Source organism: Faecalibacter macacae, assembly GCF_003687725.1.
GTDB lineage: Bacteria > Bacteroidota > Bacteroidia > Flavobacteriales > Weeksellaceae > Empedobacter > Empedobacter macacae.
The window spans coordinates 17,672-35,682 of sequence record NZ_RDOJ01000005.1; the positions used below are offsets into that span (position 1 = coordinate 17,672).

At 30.0% G+C, this 18,011-nt stretch carries 18 protein-coding genes; 3 read left to right on the plus strand and 15 right to left on the minus strand.

Translation table 11 applies throughout. The features are described 5' to 3' along the window. Positions 1-67: 67 nt before the first annotated feature. From EAH69_RS04915 to queA, 4 genes are all read right to left on the minus strand, one after another. Entirely contained in the window at positions 68-1,045 is a 978-nt protein-coding gene (locus EAH69_RS04915) for a polyprenyl synthetase family protein (RefSeq protein WP_121934072.1), read from the minus strand. A 12-nt stretch (positions 1,046-1,057) separates the two neighbouring features. After that, the gene (locus EAH69_RS04920) at positions 1,058-1,942 is read right to left on the minus strand and encodes a hypothetical protein (RefSeq protein WP_121934073.1); all 885 of its coding nucleotides are present in this window, start codon (positions 1,940-1,942) and stop codon (positions 1,058-1,060) included. A gap of 78 nt (positions 1,943-2,020) precedes the next feature. Further along, entirely contained in the window at positions 2,021-3,067 is a 1,047-nt protein-coding gene (gene rlmN, locus EAH69_RS04925; RefSeq protein WP_121934074.1) for a 23S rRNA (adenine(2503)-C(2))-methyltransferase RlmN, read from the minus strand. 8 nt (positions 3,068-3,075) lie between these two features. Continuing rightward, positions 3,076-4,125, minus strand: a complete 1,050-nt coding sequence (gene queA, locus EAH69_RS04930; RefSeq protein WP_121934216.1) for a tRNA preQ1(34) S-adenosylmethionine ribosyltransferase-isomerase QueA — start codon at positions 4,123-4,125, stop codon at positions 3,076-3,078. Positions 4,126-4,232: 107 nt separating this feature from the next. Between queA and EAH69_RS04935 the strand changes: the two genes are divergently transcribed. Both EAH69_RS04935 and EAH69_RS04940 read left to right on the plus strand, forming a co-directional pair. Beyond that, the gene (locus tag EAH69_RS04935) at positions 4,233-4,829 is read left to right on the plus strand and encodes a TlpA family protein disulfide reductase (protein ID WP_121934075.1); all 597 of its coding nucleotides are present in this window, start codon (positions 4,233-4,235) and stop codon (positions 4,827-4,829) included. Between the two features lie 13 nt (positions 4,830-4,842). Further along, positions 4,843-6,030 (plus strand): porin family protein, encoded by a 1,188-nt coding sequence (locus EAH69_RS04940; protein ID WP_121934076.1) that lies wholly within the window; start codon positions 4,843-4,845, stop codon positions 6,028-6,030. 73 nt (positions 6,031-6,103) lie between these two features. Here EAH69_RS04940 and purB read toward each other — a convergent pair whose 3' ends face one another. From purB to EAH69_RS04955, 3 genes are all read right to left on the minus strand, one after another. Then, positions 6,104-7,531 carry an adenylosuccinate lyase gene (gene purB, locus EAH69_RS04945; protein ID WP_121934077.1) on the minus strand — a complete coding sequence of 476 codons (1,428 nt, stop codon included), beginning with the start codon at positions 7,529-7,531 and terminating at the stop codon, positions 6,104-6,106. A gap of 26 nt (positions 7,532-7,557) precedes the next feature. Then, entirely contained in the window at positions 7,558-8,418 is an 861-nt protein-coding gene (locus EAH69_RS04950) for a fructosamine kinase family protein (protein ID WP_121934078.1), read from the minus strand. A gap of 72 nt (positions 8,419-8,490) precedes the next feature. Continuing rightward, complete coding sequence (locus EAH69_RS04955; RefSeq protein ID WP_121934079.1) at positions 8,491-9,780, minus strand: adenylosuccinate synthase; 1,290 nt, start codon at positions 9,778-9,780, stop codon at positions 8,491-8,493. A gap of 263 nt (positions 9,781-10,043) precedes the next feature. Here EAH69_RS04955 and EAH69_RS04960 point away from each other — a divergent pair, with 263 nt between their 5' ends. Continuing rightward, positions 10,044-10,730 carry a DsbA family oxidoreductase gene (locus tag EAH69_RS04960; protein ID WP_121934080.1) on the plus strand — a complete coding sequence of 229 codons (687 nt, stop codon included), beginning with the start codon at positions 10,044-10,046 and terminating at the stop codon, positions 10,728-10,730. Positions 10,731-10,779: 49 nt separating this feature from the next. Here the strand turns inward: EAH69_RS04960 and EAH69_RS04965 are convergent, their stop codons facing one another. The 8 genes from EAH69_RS04965 to EAH69_RS05000 all read right to left on the minus strand — a co-directional run bounded on the left by EAH69_RS04965 (position 10,780) and on the right by EAH69_RS05000 (position 17,985). After that, the gene (locus EAH69_RS04965) at positions 10,780-11,376 is read right to left on the minus strand and encodes an N-acetylmuramoyl-L-alanine amidase family protein (RefSeq protein ID WP_121934081.1); all 597 of its coding nucleotides are present in this window, start codon (positions 11,374-11,376) and stop codon (positions 10,780-10,782) included. Between the two features lie 49 nt (positions 11,377-11,425). After that, complete coding sequence (locus tag EAH69_RS04970; protein ID WP_230466709.1) at positions 11,426-12,022, minus strand: N-acetylmuramoyl-L-alanine amidase family protein; 597 nt, start codon at positions 12,020-12,022, stop codon at positions 11,426-11,428. 80 nt (positions 12,023-12,102) lie between these two features. After that, positions 12,103-13,431, minus strand: coding sequence for a DUF58 domain-containing protein (locus EAH69_RS04975; RefSeq protein ID WP_121934083.1), 1,329 nt, complete (start codon positions 13,429-13,431; stop codon positions 12,103-12,105). Further along, positions 13,431-14,420, minus strand: coding sequence for an AAA family ATPase (locus EAH69_RS04980; RefSeq protein WP_121934084.1), 990 nt, complete (start codon positions 14,418-14,420; stop codon positions 13,431-13,433). Before EAH69_RS04980 ends, EAH69_RS04975 begins: the two co-directional genes overlap by 1 nt. Beyond that, positions 14,417-15,562 (minus strand): hypothetical protein, encoded by a 1,146-nt coding sequence (locus tag EAH69_RS04985; protein WP_121934085.1) that lies wholly within the window; start codon positions 15,560-15,562, stop codon positions 14,417-14,419. The genes EAH69_RS04980 and EAH69_RS04985 overlap by 4 nt, the downstream gene beginning before the upstream one ends. Then, complete coding sequence (locus EAH69_RS04990; RefSeq protein WP_121934086.1) at positions 15,559-16,212, minus strand: hypothetical protein; 654 nt, start codon at positions 16,210-16,212, stop codon at positions 15,559-15,561. Before EAH69_RS04990 ends, EAH69_RS04985 begins: the two co-directional genes overlap by 4 nt. Beyond that, entirely contained in the window at positions 16,202-17,032 is an 831-nt protein-coding gene (locus EAH69_RS04995; RefSeq protein ID WP_121934087.1) for a hypothetical protein, read from the minus strand. The genes EAH69_RS04990 and EAH69_RS04995 overlap by 11 nt, the downstream gene beginning before the upstream one ends. After that, a complete protein-coding gene (locus EAH69_RS05000) occupies positions 17,011-17,985 on the minus strand; it encodes a stage II sporulation protein M (protein ID WP_121934088.1) in 975 nt (324 codons plus the stop codon). Before EAH69_RS05000 ends, EAH69_RS04995 begins: the two co-directional genes overlap by 22 nt. Positions 17,986-18,011: the final 26 nt, after the last annotated feature.

Here is an 18,011-nt window from a genome sequence, read left to right on the forward strand (position 1 = left end):
TTTATTAAATTATATTCAATAAAAAAGCTCAACTAAAAGTTGAGCTTGAAATTTATGATTAAAGGATTTATTTTTCTCTTGTCATCACATAATTGACTAACAATTCTAATGATTTGCGATATTCGTTGTCTGGCATTTCTTTCAAGATATCCAATGCATCATTTGCATATTTCTGCATCATATTTCTCGTATATTCAATACCACCATTTTGTTTAACAAATTCTATCACTTCACGTACACGCTTTTTATCGTTATTGTAACGTTTAACAGAATTGATTAACCATTTTCTATCTTTATCATTTACCTTATTTAAAGTATAAATAAGAGGCAATGTCATTTTTTGTTCTTTGATATCGATACCAACAGGTTTTCCGATTAAATTAGAAGTTGTATAATCGAAAAGATCATCTTTGATTTGAAATGCAATACCAATTAATTCACCAAAACGGTGCATTTTATTTGCTGTTTCTTCATCTACACCAACCGATAATGCACCTGCTTTACAACAAGCAGCGATTAAAGTTGCAGTTTTCATACGAATAATTTCGTAGTAAACCTCTTCGGTAATATCTAATTTTCTGGCTTTTTCTAATTGTAAAAGTTCACCTTCTGATAATTCTTGTATCGCAATAGAAACAACTTCTAATAAATCAAAATCTTTATTTTTAGTTGAAATAATTAAGGTTTTAGAAAGTAAATAATCACCAACTAAAACAGCAACTTTATTTTTCCAAATTGCATTAAGAGAGAAAAATCCGCGGCGTAATTGGCTATCATCAACCACATCATCGTGTACCAATGTTGCAGTATGAATTAGCTCGATAAAAGAAGCTGCACGATATGTTTTTTCTTGCATTTCTCCCAACATTTTGGCAGATAAGAAAACGAACATAGGTCGCATTTGCTTTCCTTTGCGTCTTACGATATAATGTGTGATACGATCGAGAAGCGAGACGTTACTCTTCATGGATTCGAAGAACTTGTTTTCAAACAACTTCATCTCCTCAGCAATAGGAGCTTTGATTAAGTCTACTGTGTTACCCAATGTAATTTAATTTTAGTTTGTGAAATTCTTAAAACAATGTAGAGTTTGTTTGGCATGATAGCCCTTAAACTTAAACTCTTCACCGCTTATACATATTTGATTTTGCTCGGGTGAAGATAAGGAAATTCCTTCTAATTGTCCTAATTGAGTAGTAAATCCTAAAGGTAAAATAATAGTCTTTTTGCTTTCTGTCAAGATTAGATCAGTATTGGATTTTGGTAAATCAAACCATTGAATTAAGCCAATAGTTTCCAATGTATAACCAATTAAATAAAGACCTTTGTTGTCTTTATTTGTGCTGATATGCGCACCTGTTACCATAAAATCTGTTGGATAAGATTCTATTTTATTTGCTGCATGTTTTTTAGAAGAATCAATCGGAATTGTATAATGAGTTGTTGCCTTATTTGACCATTCTTTAGTCAAAATATGAATCTTGTCATTATAGATAAAAAAAGCTTCAGCGTCCCAATTGGTTGTTAAATTTTTGTATCCAAATGTGGTTTGTTCTGGATAGAAAAATTCAATCTTTTCAGCTTTTAATGTTTGTTTGGATTGATTTAAATTGATGTCTTTACGATAGATAAAGTAAATTGAAAGATCTTGTCTTTTCCCTAAATTATTTCCAAAATCTGCGAAGAATAAACGAGTATCGTCCATTGCAATTTCTTCCCAATCGATGTTTGGAGCATTCTCAATAGTTATAGTTTGGATAATATTTCCGTTTTGATCAAAACGAATTAAATCCGAGGCATTTCCGCTATCATTTAGTCCCCAAAATGAAACTACACTCTTATCTCGATCTTCGTATGCTAATGCTGAAATTTCGTCTAATTGCTTAGGTAATTCAACAGAATTAAGTTTTACATCTTCAATAGAAATGGTATCTTTTACCATTGTTTGTTGTGCGCAACTTAATTGAAAGAATATTAAAATAGATAGGAGTGTAGGTATAAATTTCATTTTGTATTTTGATTAATTATCGCCTGTTTTATTGGCTAATTGTCCACAAGCAGCGTCAATATCTTTTCCGCGGCTACGACGTACATTAACTACAATATTATTAGACTCTAATGCTTTGATGTAATCATCAACTGCTTTTTCTGATGCTTGTTTATACATTCCGTCATCGATAGAATTATACTCGATGATATTTACTTTTGAAGGTACTTTTTTACAGAATCTTACCAATGCATCAATGTCCTCTTTTTTATCATTAACACCACCCCAAACAATGTATTCGAATGTGATTCGTAAACCTGTTTGTTGGTACCAATATTGTAAAGATTCCATTAAATCTGTTAAAGGAAATTTAGTAGAGAAAGGCATAATTACATTACGAACCTCTTCACGAGCCGAGTGTAATGAAACTGCAAGATTTACTCTTAATTCTTCGTCTGCTAATTTTTCAATCATTTTAGGAATTCCAGATGTAGAAACTGTAATTCTACGGGGTGCCATTCCTAATCCTTCAGGTAACGTAATTTTTTTGATGGCAGAAATCACTTCATTGTAGTTTAATAAAGGTTCTCCCATTCCCATAAATACGATATTACTTAAAGGACGATTAAAGTAACGTTTACTTTCTTCATCAATAATAACGACTTGATCTACAATTTCGGCAGCAGTTAAATTACGCATACGTTTTAATTGTGCAGTAGCACAAAACGTACAGTCTAAACTACAACCTACTTGCGAAGAAACACAAGCTGTAGTACGAGAATCAGTAGGAATTAAAACAGATTCAACAACGTTACCATCATGCAGTTTAACTGCATTTTTGATGGTACCGTCATTAGATTTTTGTAGAAGATCAACCTCAACTGGTTGGATTTGGAAAGAATTTCCTAATTGCTCACGTAAAGCTTTAGAAATATTTGTCATGTCATCAAACTGATGCGCATTCTTTTTCCATAACCATTCGTACACTTGTTTAGCACGGAATGATTTTTCTCCAATCGATTTGAAGTATTCTTCAATTTCAGATTGTGATAATCTTCTTATGTCTTTTTTTGTATCCAAATCTCAGATTATAAGATTAACATTGCATCACCGTATGAGTAGAATTTATATCCTTCTTTTACAGCTTCGTTGTACGCTTTCATCGTTAAATCGTGACCTGCGAAAGCAGAAATCATCATGATTAATGTAGATTTTGGCGTGTGGAAGTTTGTAATCATACAGTTTGCAATAGAGAAATCGTATGGTGGGTGGATAAATTTGTTCGTCCATCCATCGTATGCATTTAAGTGCCCATCAGCAGAAACTGAAGATTCAATAGAACGCATAGTTGTTGTACCAATAGCACAAACTTTCTTTTTATTGTCAATTGCATTATTAACTAAATCAACAGATTCTTGAGGAATAATAACTTGCTCAGATTCCATTTTGTGTTTAGATAAATCTTCAACCTCAACTGGGATAAAAGTACCTAAACCTATGTGTAAAGTTAATTCAGCAAAATCAACACCTTTAATCTCTAAACGTTTTAATAAGTGTTTAGAAAAATGTAAACCAGCTGTAGGAGCAGCAACGGCACCTTCATGTTTTGCGTAGATTGTTTGGTAACGCTCAGCATCCTCTGGCTCAACCTCACGTAAAATATATTTTGGTAAAGGAGTTTCTCCTAATTCTTTTAATTTTGCACGGAATTCTTCGTAAGATCCATCAAATAAGAAACGTAATGTACGTCCACGAGAAGTAGTATTATCTACAACTTCAGCAACTAATGTATCATCATTATCGAAGAATAATTTGTTTCCGATACGGATTTTACGTGCAGGATCAACTAAAACGTCCCATAAACGAGTTTCAGCGTCTAATTCTCTTAATAAGAAAACTTCGATGTTAGCACCTGTTTTCTCTTTATTACCCATTAAACGAGCAGGGAAAACTTTTGTGTTGTTACGAATCATAACATCACCTTCGTCAAAGTATTCGATTACGTCTTTGAATAATCTATGTTCAATTTCTCCGGTATCACGGTGAACAACCATTAAGCGAGATTCATCTCTGTTTTCTGCAGGGTGTTCCGCTAATAATTCTTCAGGTAAATTAAAATCGAAATCGGAGGTTTTCATTTTCATAATCGCAAATTTTTTTACAAATATACAATCTCAGATACCCCTTTGTCAAGTTTTGAGGCGTTAATTATATGATAATGCTAGATTAGGACTATATTTGAGTTATGAATAATTTACTTTTAGGAGGTATTATGTTTATATTTTTTATAGGTTGTAATACTAAAGATGCGAAAGATGAAACGGATAAAAATATTGAAAATGTTGATTCAGAATTTGTAGAAAACGATACTAAAGTAGAAGATACGGTTTTGGATAAAGCACCTGATTTTAACTTGCCTGATATTGATGGTAATATAAAATCGTTAAAAGATTATAAAGGAAAATTAATCTACTTAGATATTTGGGCAACATGGTGTGGACCATGTCGTATACAAATACCAGCAATGAAAGAATTAGAAAAAAAATATGGTGATAAAGGAATTGTTTTTCTGAGTGTATCTGTAGATCCTGAAAAAGATAAAGACAAATGGATGCAGATGATAAAGGAAGAACAAATGTCTGGTGAACAATTGTATGCTGGTGTTACTAGCAGTAGTTTTGGATTAAATTATAAAGTTGAATTTATTCCTCGTTTTATCATCATTTCACCAAATGGTGAAATTATTATGAATAATGCGCCACAACCAATGGATTTTGCAACAAGAAGCGTAAATTCAGAAATAGTGCATATCTTTGATCTATACATTAAAACAAATCAATAAATAACTAAAATATATGAATAAAATTACTCTTCTACTTTCATTGATTTCATTACCATTATTAGCGCAAACAAAACTTGAGAAAGGCTATATAATTGACTTAAATAATCAAACTATTCCAGTTGAAATTTATTATCAAGATTGGGCAAAAAATCCAAATGAAATTGAAGCAAAAATTAATGGAGAATTAAAGAAATATACTCCAAAAACAATTAAAGAATTTGGATTAGAAAACGGAATTAATTACGTTAGTTACAATGGTAAAATAGACAATTCAAGTCAGTTTTATAATAGAATTTCTGAAACAAAACAACCAGAATGGGTAGAAACCTCTACTTTTCTTAAAACTACTGTAAATGGGCCTTCCAAATTATATGTTCACGACAATAACACAACTATTACATATTTCTTTAGTAAAGAGGATGGAGAGATAAAACCATTAATTTATAAAATATATAAAGAAACACAAACTACAACGAGTAAAAATGAACAATTTAAGAATCAATTAAGATCTAATGTTTATTGTGGCGATGTAAATGTGAACAAAGTAAACTACACTAAAAATTCGTTAGAAAAATATTTTATTGATTATAATTCTTGTATTACAAATGGCGCTTTTAAACATAATAAAGATGTTAGTACAAAAAATATAATTGAATTTGGTGTTCAGGCCGGGATAAGATCTGAGAAAAATTATGTTCATTATACTTCATATGATGTAGAAAATAAATTTAATGGTACTTCGCCAACCTTTGGAGTTAATGCTGAATATCAATTACCTTTTTTAAAAAATAAATATGCAATTGCATTAGAAGCAAACTATTTTCATTTTAAAAGACAAGATGTTCAAGCAAGTCCAAGATTTGGATTAGCAATTGAACGAAAGATTATTGAAATTCCTATTGGAATTAAATACTACATTAAAAATGATAATGAGCATAAAGTTTTTTTAGATGCTTTTTACAATGCTAAAATCAATCTGTCGGATGCAAATTATACAGAAGTTGTATATTCTGAAAGTGCTAAAACAGAAATTGCAAATATGTCATCGTTTAGTATTGGAGCAGGATATCAATGGAAAAATTTAGGTTTGAAAGCTAGATATAACTTAAAATCTAGTTTTGATGTTGGTACTTACATGTCTGGAGATACATCTTCTTTTAGTTTAAATTTATTCTACAAATTTGCTCGAATTGAATTCTAGTAATCGATATAAAAGGAAAAAGCATCTCATAAGAGATGCTTTTTTGTGTTCCTCACGTAGTTTGTTGTTAATTTTAAACCTTTAGGTCTGTGTTAGTACCTAAAAACTCTTTATATTTTTCGACAATAGGGTCTACTAAATCTTTTAAGAAATCTTCAGTTTGCTCTTCAGCAAAACCAATAAAGTTTTTCGGATCAAGTAATTCTACTAATTTATCCTTGTCAATTTTAACTTCATCATCAGCAATAATACGCTCGATTAAGTCATTATGTTTACCCTCCATTTTTACTTGTCTAGCAGCTTCCATAGAATGTGTACGAATAATTTCGTGTAATTCTTGACGGTCACCACCATTTTTCACACCTTCCATAATAATGTATTCAGTAGCCATAAATGGTAACTCTTCCATAATATGCTTTTCGATGATTTTTGGGTAAACCACTAATCCATCTAAGATGTTATTCCAAATAATTAAGATTGCATCAATTGCTAAAAAAGCTTGAGGAATCGCTAAACGTTTGTTAGCAGAATCATCTAAAGTTCTTTCAAACCATTGAGTTGACGCAACCATTGCAGGAGATGCAGCTAAAGATATAACAAATTTAGCTAAAGAAGAAATTCTTTCTGAACGCATTGGGTTACGTTTGTATGCCATTGCAGAAGAACCGATTTGGTTTTTCTCGAATGGTTCTTCAATTTCTTTTAAATTTTGTAATAATCTTAAATCATTCGTGAATTTATGTGCAGATTGTGCAATGTTGCTTAAAATATTTAAAGCTTGAGCATCAATTTTACGATCGTATGTTTGTCCAGATACAGCAAATACGTTATTGAATCCGAAACGTTCAGATAAACGACGATCTAATTCTTTAACTTTGTTGTAATCACCATCAAATAATTCGCTGAATGATGCTGCTGTACCAGTTGTTCCTTTTACTCCACGGAAACGTAAAGTTTCTATTCTGAATTCTAATTCTTCTAAATCTAATAATACAGATTGTAACCATAAAGTTGCACGTTTACCAACTGTTGTTAACTGAGCAGGTTGGAAGTGAGTGAAACCTAATGTAGGTAAGCTTTTGTATTCTTTTGCAAATTTACCTAATCCATTGATTACGTTAATAATTTGTTTTTTGATTAATTCGAATCCATCACGAATCTGAATTAAATCTGTATTATCACCAACAAAGGCAGAAGTTGCTCCTAAGTGGATAATCGCTTTAGCGCTTGGTGCAACATCTCCGTACGCGTGTACGTGAGCCATTACATCGTGGCGGAATTTCTTTTCGTACTCTGCAGCTTTAACGTAATCGATATTGTTTACATTATCTTTTAAATCTTGGATTTGTTCATCTGTAATGTCAAGACCTAAATCTTTTTCAATTTCAGCTAATGCAATCCATAATTGACGCCAAGTTGTGAACTTTTTCTCTGGAGAAAAGTTAAATAACATTTCGTCACTACAGTATCTAGACTCTAAAGGATTTTGATATTTGTTCATTTTGAATGTTTGTTTTGTTAAGGAATTTAAAATTGAAATTTTTTAAGAATAGATTGTACATCTTTGATGTAATAACCTTCAAATAGGAGAGCGTGTACTAATAAAGGGAATAATTGAGCAATTTGTTTACGTTCTTCAAAATTTTCTTGCAATGGATAAACTTCATTGTAAGCATTAAAGAAAGTATCGTCAAAACCTCCGAATAAATCTGCTAAAGCAATATCCATTTCACGGTGTCCATAATAAATTGCAGGATCAATCAATGTAATATCGCCATTTTCTCTTGTTAAGATATTTCCATTCCATAAATCACCATGGATTAAAGATGGTTTTTCTTCAGGAAAAATATTGATTAATTCAGAACATAAACGATTAGCAGCTTTCACTTCTTTTGATTTTAATAACTTTTTATCTGCTAATAATTTTACCATCGGTAAAATTCTATTATTAGAATAAAAATCTACCCAAGTTGATTTGTAGGAGTTTGGTTGAATGATAATTGCAATATAATTATCCTCAGACCAACCAAATTGATCATTTGTATTCTGATGAAATTTAGCCATATTATGACCAAATTTTTCCCAGTTTTCAATCGTAGCTTCACCTTTTTCAACCCAATCCAATATTAAAAATTGGAAATCATTATCTGTAATTCCTTTCGTTATAATCTTAGGAATATCAAATAGTTTGGTTTCTGCAAGTGCTTCTAATCCACTTGATTCTTTTACAAAAAGATTTGGGAAATTCTGAGCGGTATTTAACTTTAAAAAATATTTTTTATTAAATGACTCTATTCTGTATGTATCATTTAAATTACCACCTTTTACAGGGTAAACATTTTCGATTGCTAAGTTTAAGGTTTTAAGTCGCTCTAAAATTTCATTCATAAAAATGATTTCAATGTAATAAAAATAGGAATTAAAAATAGCCCAACAAAGTTGGGCTAAGTTATATAGCTATTAAAATAAATTTGTTCTAATAATGTTCTGAGATCTTTCTGGTCCTACAGAAACTAAATATACTTCGATGCCTAAGTATTTTTCGATGAAGTGAATGTAATCTTGAGCAGCTTGAGGTAATTCATCAAAAGATTTTGCAGATGTAATATCCTCAGACCAACCTGGCATTTCTTCGTAAATCGCTTCGTAAGAATCTAATTTATTTGTAGAAGAAGTGAAGTAGTTGATTATTTTACCATCTTCAGTTTTGTAACCTGTACAAGCTTTGATGTTTCCTAAGCCTGATAATACATCTAATTTAGTAATTACTAAATGTGTAATACCATTGATCATACAAGCGTGTTTTAAAGCTACTAAGTCTAACCATCCAGTACGACGTGGACGACCAGTAGAAGCTCCAAATTCATGTCCTACTTGGCGGATGTGTTCTCCTAATTCGTTATCTAACTCTGTTGGGAATGGTCCGTTACCAACACGTGTACAATACGCTTTAGAAACTCCGATTAAATTTTGTAATTTAGTTGGAGGAACTCCAGCACCAACACAAACTCCACCTGTTGTTGGAGAAGAAGAAGTAACGAACGGGTAAGTACCAAAATCAATGTCTAACATTAATGCTTGTGCACCTTCAAATAATACATTTTTACCTTGATCGATAGCCTCATTAATTTCTAATTCAGTATCAATAATACGGTCTTTTAAACGCTCACCGTAAGCAACATATTTATCGTAGATTTCTTCTAAAGTTAAAGGATTTTTTTCGAATAATTTTTCGAATAAAGCATTTTTAACAATTAAGTTTTCTTTGATTTTTTCTTTTAAAATCTCAGGATTTAATAAATCGATAGCACGGATACCAACACGAGCAACTTTATCCTCGTAACATGGGCCAATACCACGTTTTGTTGTTCCGATTTGAGAATCTTTACCTGCAAACTCTTCACGATATTCATCTAATAAAACGTGGTAAGGCATAATGATATGCGCTCTTCTACTGATAAAAACGTGATCTGTAGATAAACCTCTTGCTTCTAATTTTTCGATTTCGTTAAAGAAAGCTTCAGGATTTACAACAACTCCGTTAGCAATAATACATTTTCCTTTGCATTGTAATACACCAGAAGGTAACAAATGTAAAACGAATTTGTCGTCTCCTACATATACTGTGTGTCCAGCATTATTACCACCTTGATAACGTACTACGTAATCTGATTTTTCTGCTAAAACATCAGTAATTTTACCTTTTCCTTCGTCGCCCCATTGAAGACCGACAACTACGTGTGTTGACATATTTGTTTGTATTGTTTGTTAAATTTGAATTTTAGGAAATTAAAAATGTTTATTCCTTAATTTTTGGTTCGATACAAAGGTAACTCAAACCTAATTTTAAACAAATTTTAAATCCTTTTTTCACGAAAAACTTTTCAAATTTTGTTGATAAATTTTTAGTTGTTTGAGATTCAAAATTTAAAGTTTAAAAAGACGAAAAATAACCGTGTTAGGTTAAAATAAAAGCTTAATTTTACAAACTTTTACACCTAAAATTTTTCAATATGAAAATAGAAATATGGTCAGATGTAATGTGTCCATTTTGTTACATCGGAAAAAAAAACTTCGAAACAGCATTAGAGCAAATTCCATATAAAGACAAAATCCAAGTGATTTGGAAAAGCTATCAGTTAGATTCTGATCTAAGTAAAACTGAACCAGCTGATGCAAAAGAATATTTTGATAAAAAAGGATATAGCTTAGAGCAAGTAGCAGCTTCTAAAGTTCGTTTAAATGAAATGGGAGCACCATATGGTGTTACTTTTAATGAAGGTAACATTATGATTAACACAGGAGATGCACATCGTGTAATTCAATTTGCACAAACTAAAGGATTAGCTTCTGTAGCAGAGGAGGCATTGTTTAAAGCATATTTTACAGATAATAAAAATGTAGCTGATCACGATACTTTAGCAGAAATAGCGGTAGAAATAGGATTAAATAAAACTGAAACTTTAGAAATGTTAAATTCTGATTCATTTGTGTTTGATGTAGCTTCTGATGTTTTAGATGCTCGTAATATTGGAGTAACTGGAGTTCCTTTCTTTGTAGTTGATAGAAAATATGCATTATCTGGTGCACAACCAGTTGAATATTTTGTGTCTGCGCTAACACAAGCTTACGAAAAAGATCATTTAGATGCTTCTTCTAATGATGGTGCAACTTGTGACGTTGACGGAAATAATTGTTAAGAAATTATATAATAGAAGAAAAGCGAACCAATAGGTTCGCTTTTTTATTTTATTCTAATGCCTCTAATATTTTATCAGCAATTATAGTATAATTTTTTTCGTTTGTTACGATAGCTTTATCTTCTTCATTTGTTAAATGCCCAATGTGTAACATTACAGTTGGTGCTTGCGGATCTCTTAGAATTTTGGTGTTATTTTCTTTAATTCCTATATTTTCAAAGCCTAAATCCATTAATTTATGGTTGATTTTCTCGGCATATTTTTTAGAATCATCATAACAATTATTCATTGGTGAGATATGAGCCTCTAATCCTTTTACTGTTGATTTAACATTAGAATGTACATGAAGTGATAGAACTAAATCAGGATTAAAATTACTGATTAATTTCGCTCTATTTTCATTACTCATTTGTTCGTCTTCTGTTCTAAGAATAATGAATTCAGTGTCCTGAAATTTATTACGAGCTTTAATTAATTTCGCAATTTCTAAAACAATTTCTTTCTCTTGGAAATCTTCACTTTTCACTCCGGTATCTACACCGCCGTGGCCAGGATCTAAAACAATTACTCTTTTTCCATCATTATTATCAGTTGCGAAAAGAGTTGACGCTAAAAATAGCGTAAACAAAAAAACAATCTTTCTCATTTTATATTCAAGGGATATTATGTACGAATAATAAAATGCAATAATCGTTCTATTTTTGAATAAATTTTAAAATTTCGGAAATTATTTTTTCTTTTCCATCTTCGCTAGTTAAATATGCAGCGTCGTTTTCATTTGAAATAAATCCAATTTCATAAATAAAACCTGGCGCTTTAGATTCTCTAAGAATATGAAAATTAGCTGATTTAACACCTCTATTTTCAATTGGGAAATTTACATTTTGGATAAAATTTTCAGCTAATATCTTAGCTTCATTATTTTTTGGATAATGATAAACTTCAAAGCCATTTTTTGTTTTGTCCATCGCACTGTTCAGATGAACTGAAATAAAATAAGTTGGATTTACTTTATTTATTAATGCTGAACGCTCAATTAATTCTAAAAACTGATCTGAATCTCTTGTTAAAACGATTTCTATATTCGTGTTTTGATTTCTTTCTTTTACAGCTTTTACAATTTCAAGCGTATAATCTTTTTCGTTGTATAAAGAATTTTTTGTACCAAAATCATGCCCTCCATGACCAGCATCTAAAACAATTGTAATCTTTTTAGGATCATCATTTGCAAAAGATAACGAAGAGAAAATGAAACAGAAAAATACTGTTAATAAACTTACTTTTAATCTCATATGTGTTTTGTTTAAATAGATAACCATGAGATTAAATGTAATCGTATATTTCTAATGAATAGATTAACAAACGTTTAACGTTAGAATAATCCTCTTGCTTTAAGTTCTAAATATTTGTTAATAGAATTAACTGTCAATTCATTTGGTTCAGTATAAATAGTATGAATTCCGTAACGATGAAGTTTATTAATAATTAATTCTTTCTCATAGTTGATTTTTTCAGCGATAGTTTGTCGGTAAATATCCATTACATTATCTGGTTTGTTTTGGATATATGCATTAAGCTCAGTGTTTTTAAACATAATAATGACTAAAACATGACTCTTTTTAATCAATTTAATAAATTGTATTTGTCTTTCTAATGCATCTAAAGATTCAAAATTTGTATACACAAAAAGTAACGATCTTTGAGGTAATTTTTTCTTAGCGTAACTATATAATCTTCCAAAATCAGTCTCTTTGAAATCTGTTTTTGTTGCATATAAAGCTTCTAAAATCACTTGCATTTGATGATTTTTCTTATCCGCAACAATGTGATTTTCTACTTTTTTATTAAACGTGATTAAACCTGCTTTTTCTTCTTTAATTAACGTTACATTTGAGAGAACTAAACTAGAGTTTATTGCATAATCCAATAAAGTTAACTCGTTAAATGGCATTCGCATCGAACGTCCTAAATCAATTATATTATATACTGGCTGCGATTTTTCTTCTTGGTATTGATTCACCATCAATTTATGCGCTTTACCAGTAGCTTTCCAGTTAATAGAACGGTATTCGTCTCCACGAGAATAAGGTTTGATGTTTTCAAATTCTGTGGTAGCTCCAATTCTTCTGATACGTTTAACACCCATTTGATGCAACTGATTTGTTGTCGCCAAAAGTGTATATTGACGCATTTGTAAATACGATGGGTAAGTTTTAATATTGAATTGTTCTTGTTGAATAATTCGTCTTTCAAAAAATCCTAAAAATGATACAAATACATTGATATTCCCAAAAGTATATTCACCACGTTGAGTAGGGCGTAAGCGATAGTTGATAGTTTGGTCTTCACCTTTTTTTAATCGTAAATGCTTTTCAAAATCTCTTTTTTGAAACTGAATAGGAAGTTCTTCAATCAATCTAAAATTCAAACTTAAACCATATTGATTCTGTATTTTTATTTTTAAATCATTAAAATCTCCGTTTGAAAATCGTTCAGGATAGATACGTTCTGTGTAGACCGTTTTATTTGTAATGAAAAGAACGATAAAATCTATAATAATGATTAATATAAACAGAATCAATCCAAATTTAACGATTGGAAATAAACTCTTAAAAAAGAAAGACACGACAAATACCGCAGCAATTGCTAAAAGTGCGTAAAAGAATTGATTTTTTAGATATATGTTTTTAATCCATTTCATTAGCGTGGAATTTCAACACGATCTATAATTTGTTGGATAATATTTTCAGTTGAATATCCTTCCATCTCTTTTTCTGGCATCAATACGACACGATGCCCTAAGATTGCATAAGCAACATTTTTAACGTCTTCTGGAATTACGAAATCACGTCCATCAATTGCAGCCGCTGTTTTTGCAGCATCTAATAACGCGATACTTGCACGAGGTGATGCACCTATATAAAGATTTTGATCTGTTCTTGTTTGGAAAACTAAAGTTGCGATAAATTTGATGATATCTGAATGAACAAAAATAGATTTGATTCGGTCTTGGAATTCAGTGATCATTTGACCTGAAATAACTACTTCAATCAAAGATTCTTTATTGATATTCTTACGTTCTTGCTGTTCAGTTAAAAGTGTAATTTCATCTTCTAATTCAGGATAATCGACATTAATCTTGAACATGAAACGGTCCAATTGTGCTTCAGGTAAACGATAAGTTCCTTCTTGTTCAATCGGATTTTGTGTTGCAAAAACTAAAAAAGGTGGGCTTAATTTGTATGTAGTTCCGTCCACAGTAACTTGATTTTCAGACATACATTCAAATAATGCAGCTTGTGTTTTTGCAGGCGAACGGTTTATCTCATCAATTAAAATAATATTGGAGAAAATTGGTCCTTTTTTGAACTCAAATTCATTCGTTTGCATATTTAAAACCGATGATCCAGTAACGTCTGAAGGCATTAAGTCTGGTGTGAATTGAATTCTTGAAAAATCTGATTGAATTGTTTTAGCAAGTAATTTAGCCATCATTGTTTTGGCAACACCTGGTAAACCTTCTATTAATGAATGTCCGTTTGAAAGTAAAGCAATAACTAATTGATTAATTACATCTTCTTGTCCAACGATTACTTTTCTTAATTCTCTTTTAATTTCGACAACTTTTGTTTGAATATCAGAAACATCTATTCTGTTCTCAAATGGCATAAATTTATCTGGTGTACTCATATGATATGGGCTTTCTTTTTATAATTTTCTATAATGTGATACGTTCGGTTAACGTCTTTTAATAGTGTCTTTGGATTTTGGTATAAATCGTCTAATTCTGTTATAAATTCCTTTACTTCAGCTTCAGAAATCTGTGCTTTTTGAGCCAAAACATAAATGAAATGATCATCAAAAACATTTTCTGTAGCAATATTAAATTGTTTGCGAAGTGTATAATAAAAATAGTCAATTTTCTTTTTGATAATATCTTGTGGTTTACCACTTTCGTAATACATCGATGCAATTACATTGGCATATTCTAATGATAAATTCTTTTCAGGATTTACAATCGGAATTATCTTTTGTTCTCTTTTTGATTTAAAAATCATATATAAAAACATAGCAGCCAATATTACAAACCATGCAGCTTTTAATTCTGGTTGCGATAAGATAAAAGAGAGAGGTGATGAATTATTTTCATTAGTCGCATAAGTTCTATCTGGATTAATCCAATATACATTTTTACCATTAAAAGGTTTAAATGATTCTTTGGCGTAAGCGTAACCGTCTGGTTTTAGTAAGTAAAAATTAGAAAATAAAATAGGATCTGCGTGTGTATATTCAGCCATTTTATTATTCTTTTCGATGATATAATTAGCATAAATAGAATCGCGAATAATAACGGTTCCGACTGTTTCTACATTCTTTAAATTTTTAAAATATTTAGCTTCGTTTGTATAACGGTTTTGATATACTTCTAATTCAGATGTATTGATTTTAGTTTTTGTCGATTCTTCAATATTTTTAGATGTATAATTTTGAATATCAGCATAAAAAATCTTGAATTCATTTTTATTTAAATTATTGATTTGGTCAATTACAGTGTATGAAGACGAATTATTTGTATTGATATAAAATATTGCATCAGTTTTAGGATTTAATTTTCCTAATTCATCTAAATCTTTAATTTCAATAACTTTTTTGGCGCCAGTAAGCTCTTGTAATTCTTGATAAAGAATATAAAATCCGAAAGGTGTTTTAGATTCTTTCTTGAATTTAGAATCCCAATTTGTTTTTGGTGTTGATAAAAATGCTAATAGTATTAAACTACCTATTAGAATGACAAATATTCCAATAAAAATTTTGACTAATTTTCCATTCATACAATTTGATTTAGATAGTTATAATTAGCCTCAAAAGTTGTAAAATTCTCCTCGTTTAACTCGAAATTACCAAACCAAACTTGATTAAAAATTTGCGTGTTATTTTCAAATAAATTTCTAATATCTTCTTTTTTAATTTGATTGATTAATTGTTGATTTGTCTTTTTCGGATCCCAAACAAAATATTCTTTTTGAGCTAAATTTTGAGCGTTTTGATAGTGATAATAACGAATTGCTAAACGGTAATCTTTATCGTTTTTTGCTTTGTTAATTAAATCAACAAGATTAATTGTTAAAAGATTGTTTTCGATATAATCAAAATGTTCATCGTATTCGCCAATTTTATTTTCCGTTTTGAATTGGAAAATCATACCATTTCGGTATAATTTATATAAGACTAACAAAAGTGATAATCCAAGAAATGTGTATAAAACATAGGTCCATTCGATATTCTGAAGAAATTTAAAAAAAGAATCTAACCAATCCAGATTTTGTGGTTCAACTTCTTTTTTTGGTTTTTCTACAATATAATCAAATTCTTTCGTGTTGTATTTTTCCTTAAAATTTTCAAATTCTTTTAAGGAATCTTGTGCGTTGGCAAAAACAGTAGTGAGTAAAAATACAACTACATAAATTAACTTATATTTCATCTTCTTCCTCATCTGTTCCTAAATTGATTTCGTTGATTTCATTTAATATATAAGTGTTTTTAACCTCTGCAGTAAAACAGTAATAAATGAAAATAAATATGGTGAAAACTGCTATTGTATTGATATATTCTACGACGATTGTTCCGTAATGAAATAGAAAATCTCCAGTCGATTCTCCTAATAATTCACCGAAAAGGTTCACAATTATCACAAAAACATTAAAAGATATTCTATATATGAAGATAGAAATCAACATTAAAATGAATAGAGTAAGAAGGTATTTAATCAACTTATAGTTAAAATAATTAGAAATTTTACTCTTGTATGGATTTAATTGATAGATGATCAATATTGCTATAAAATAGATAATTGCATTGACGAATTCTATGAAAAAGAAAATAAAAGCATTGTAATATTGATAGAAAAGTAAAGTCGATTTAATCGAAAAATTAAGAAGAAATACGACTAATGTTAAGATTGCATTTGCAATTAATAATTTTGAATAATGATTTAAAAATACATCTATAATATTTCTGAATGTAGGTTTCCTATTTTCTAATAAAGTCAGATAAAATGTAGATATAAAACTTACAGGTAATGTAAAAAACAACACATAATAGAATGATTTGGTGATAAAGTTGTAAATATAATTGTCTGAAAATGTTTCGCTTTCTACTTTTCCTATTATAAAGTAAAAACCAAGTAAAACAATGATATTAAATGGAATTAATAGTTTATAATTTTGAAAAAATAGGATAAAATACGTTTTGATTAATTTCGATAAATTCTTCGGTTCAATTAAAATGCTCTTGTAGTCCATTGGTGTTTTTTGGCTTGTAAGTATGGGAAAATAATGTAATAAAATACGATAATGAATAATGAAATCAGAATAATTGAAAGACTGAAAAAGATATTTAAATCGTATAAACGAGAAACGTAACCTTCTAAAAATCCAGCCACAATAAACAGTGGGATTGTTGTGATAAGAATTGTAATCGCTTCTTTTGTTTTGATTTTTAAATTTTCAACACGTTTAAGTGTTCCAGGAAACATAAAACTATTTCCTAACATCAAACCACAAGCTCCAGCTATTATAATAACCGAAATTTCGATTGTTCCATGAATCCAAATTCCACTCATCGCTTTTCCTAAAACTCCTTCTTGATAAAACATGTAGTGAAAAGCGCCTAACATTATTCCGTTTTGCATCAGAATATATCCCGTTCCTATACTGAAGAAAATACCTAAAGCAAAAGCTAAAAATGAAACACGAATATTATTAATCGTAATTCCGATTGATGAACCAATATCGCTTCCGCCTTTATATACTGCGGCAGGATCGCCTTTAGCTATATTCTTCATACTCATATCAACGTATTCGTTTCCTAATATCTGTCGAATAAAGTTTACGTCATAAGCAGAAGATAAAGCTCCGATTACAGTGAAAAAGCAAAAAATCAAGAAAGAAAATAACAACATTTTTCTATTATGATAAATAGCTTTTGGTGCTTTATTCAAGAAGAAATCAATCAACTGATTTTGATCTAATTTTTTATCTCTGTATAACGTTTGATGAGCAAAAAGTGCTAACTCATTCAAATAATCCTTCGTTTTACTTTTTGGGTAATAAGTTTGGGCATAAGCTAAATCGTTAGTAATTTCGATATAATTATTAGAAAGTACATCAGGATGAATATCGCTCTTATTTTTCAAATTCTGTTCGATATTCACCCATTTCGATTTATTTTTATCAATAAAATGAGCTTCACGCATAATATTTAGTAGATAGTTCAGTTAAT

Bases quoted from the DNA above. Each gene is read 5' to 3' on its own strand.
- EAH69_RS04955 (WP_121934079.1), bottom strand. From the start codon at position 9,780: ATGTCAACACACGTAGTTGTCGGTCTTCAATGGGGCGACGAAGGAAAA.
- EAH69_RS04950 (WP_121934078.1), bottom strand. From the start codon at position 8,418: ATGAATGAAATTTTAGAGCGACTTAAAACCTTAAACTTAGCAATCGAA.
- EAH69_RS04940 (WP_121934076.1), top strand. From the start codon at position 4,843: ATGAATAAAATTACTCTTCTACTTTCATTGATTTCATTACCATTATTA.
- purB (WP_121934077.1), bottom strand. From the start codon at position 7,531: ATGAACAAATATCAAAATCCTTTAGAGTCTAGATACTGTAGTGACGAA.
- EAH69_RS04985 (WP_121934085.1), bottom strand. From the start codon at position 15,562: ATGAATGGAAAATTAGTCAAAATTTTTATTGGAATATTTGTCATTCTA.
- EAH69_RS04980 (WP_121934084.1), bottom strand. From the start codon at position 14,420: ATGAGTACACCAGATAAATTTATGCCATTTGAGAACAGAATAGATGTT.
- EAH69_RS04970 (WP_230466709.1), bottom strand. From the start codon at position 12,022: ATGAGATTAAAAGTAAGTTTATTAACAGTATTTTTCTGTTTCATTTTC.
- EAH69_RS05000 (WP_121934088.1), bottom strand. From the start codon at position 17,985: ATGCGTGAAGCTCATTTTATTGATAAAAATAAATCGAAATGGGTGAAT.
- EAH69_RS04935 (WP_121934075.1), top strand. From the start codon at position 4,233: ATGAATAATTTACTTTTAGGAGGTATTATGTTTATATTTTTTATAGGT.
- EAH69_RS04975 (WP_121934083.1), bottom strand. From the start codon at position 13,431: ATGAAATGGATTAAAAACATATATCTAAAAAATCAATTCTTTTACGCA.
- EAH69_RS04965 (WP_121934081.1), bottom strand. From the start codon at position 11,376: ATGAGAAAGATTGTTTTTTTGTTTACGCTATTTTTAGCGTCAACTCTT.
- EAH69_RS04990 (WP_121934086.1), bottom strand. From the start codon at position 16,212: ATGAAATATAAGTTAATTTATGTAGTTGTATTTTTACTCACTACTGTT.
- queA (WP_121934216.1), bottom strand. From the start codon at position 4,125: ATGAAAACCTCCGATTTCGATTTTAATTTACCTGAAGAATTATTAGCG.
- EAH69_RS04920 (WP_121934073.1), bottom strand. From the start codon at position 1,942: ATGGTAAAAGATACCATTTCTATTGAAGATGTAAAACTTAATTCTGTT.
- EAH69_RS04995 (WP_121934087.1), bottom strand. From the start codon at position 17,032: ATGGACTACAAGAGCATTTTAATTGAACCGAAGAATTTATCGAAATTA.
- EAH69_RS04960 (WP_121934080.1), top strand. From the start codon at position 10,044: ATGAAAATAGAAATATGGTCAGATGTAATGTGTCCATTTTGTTACATC.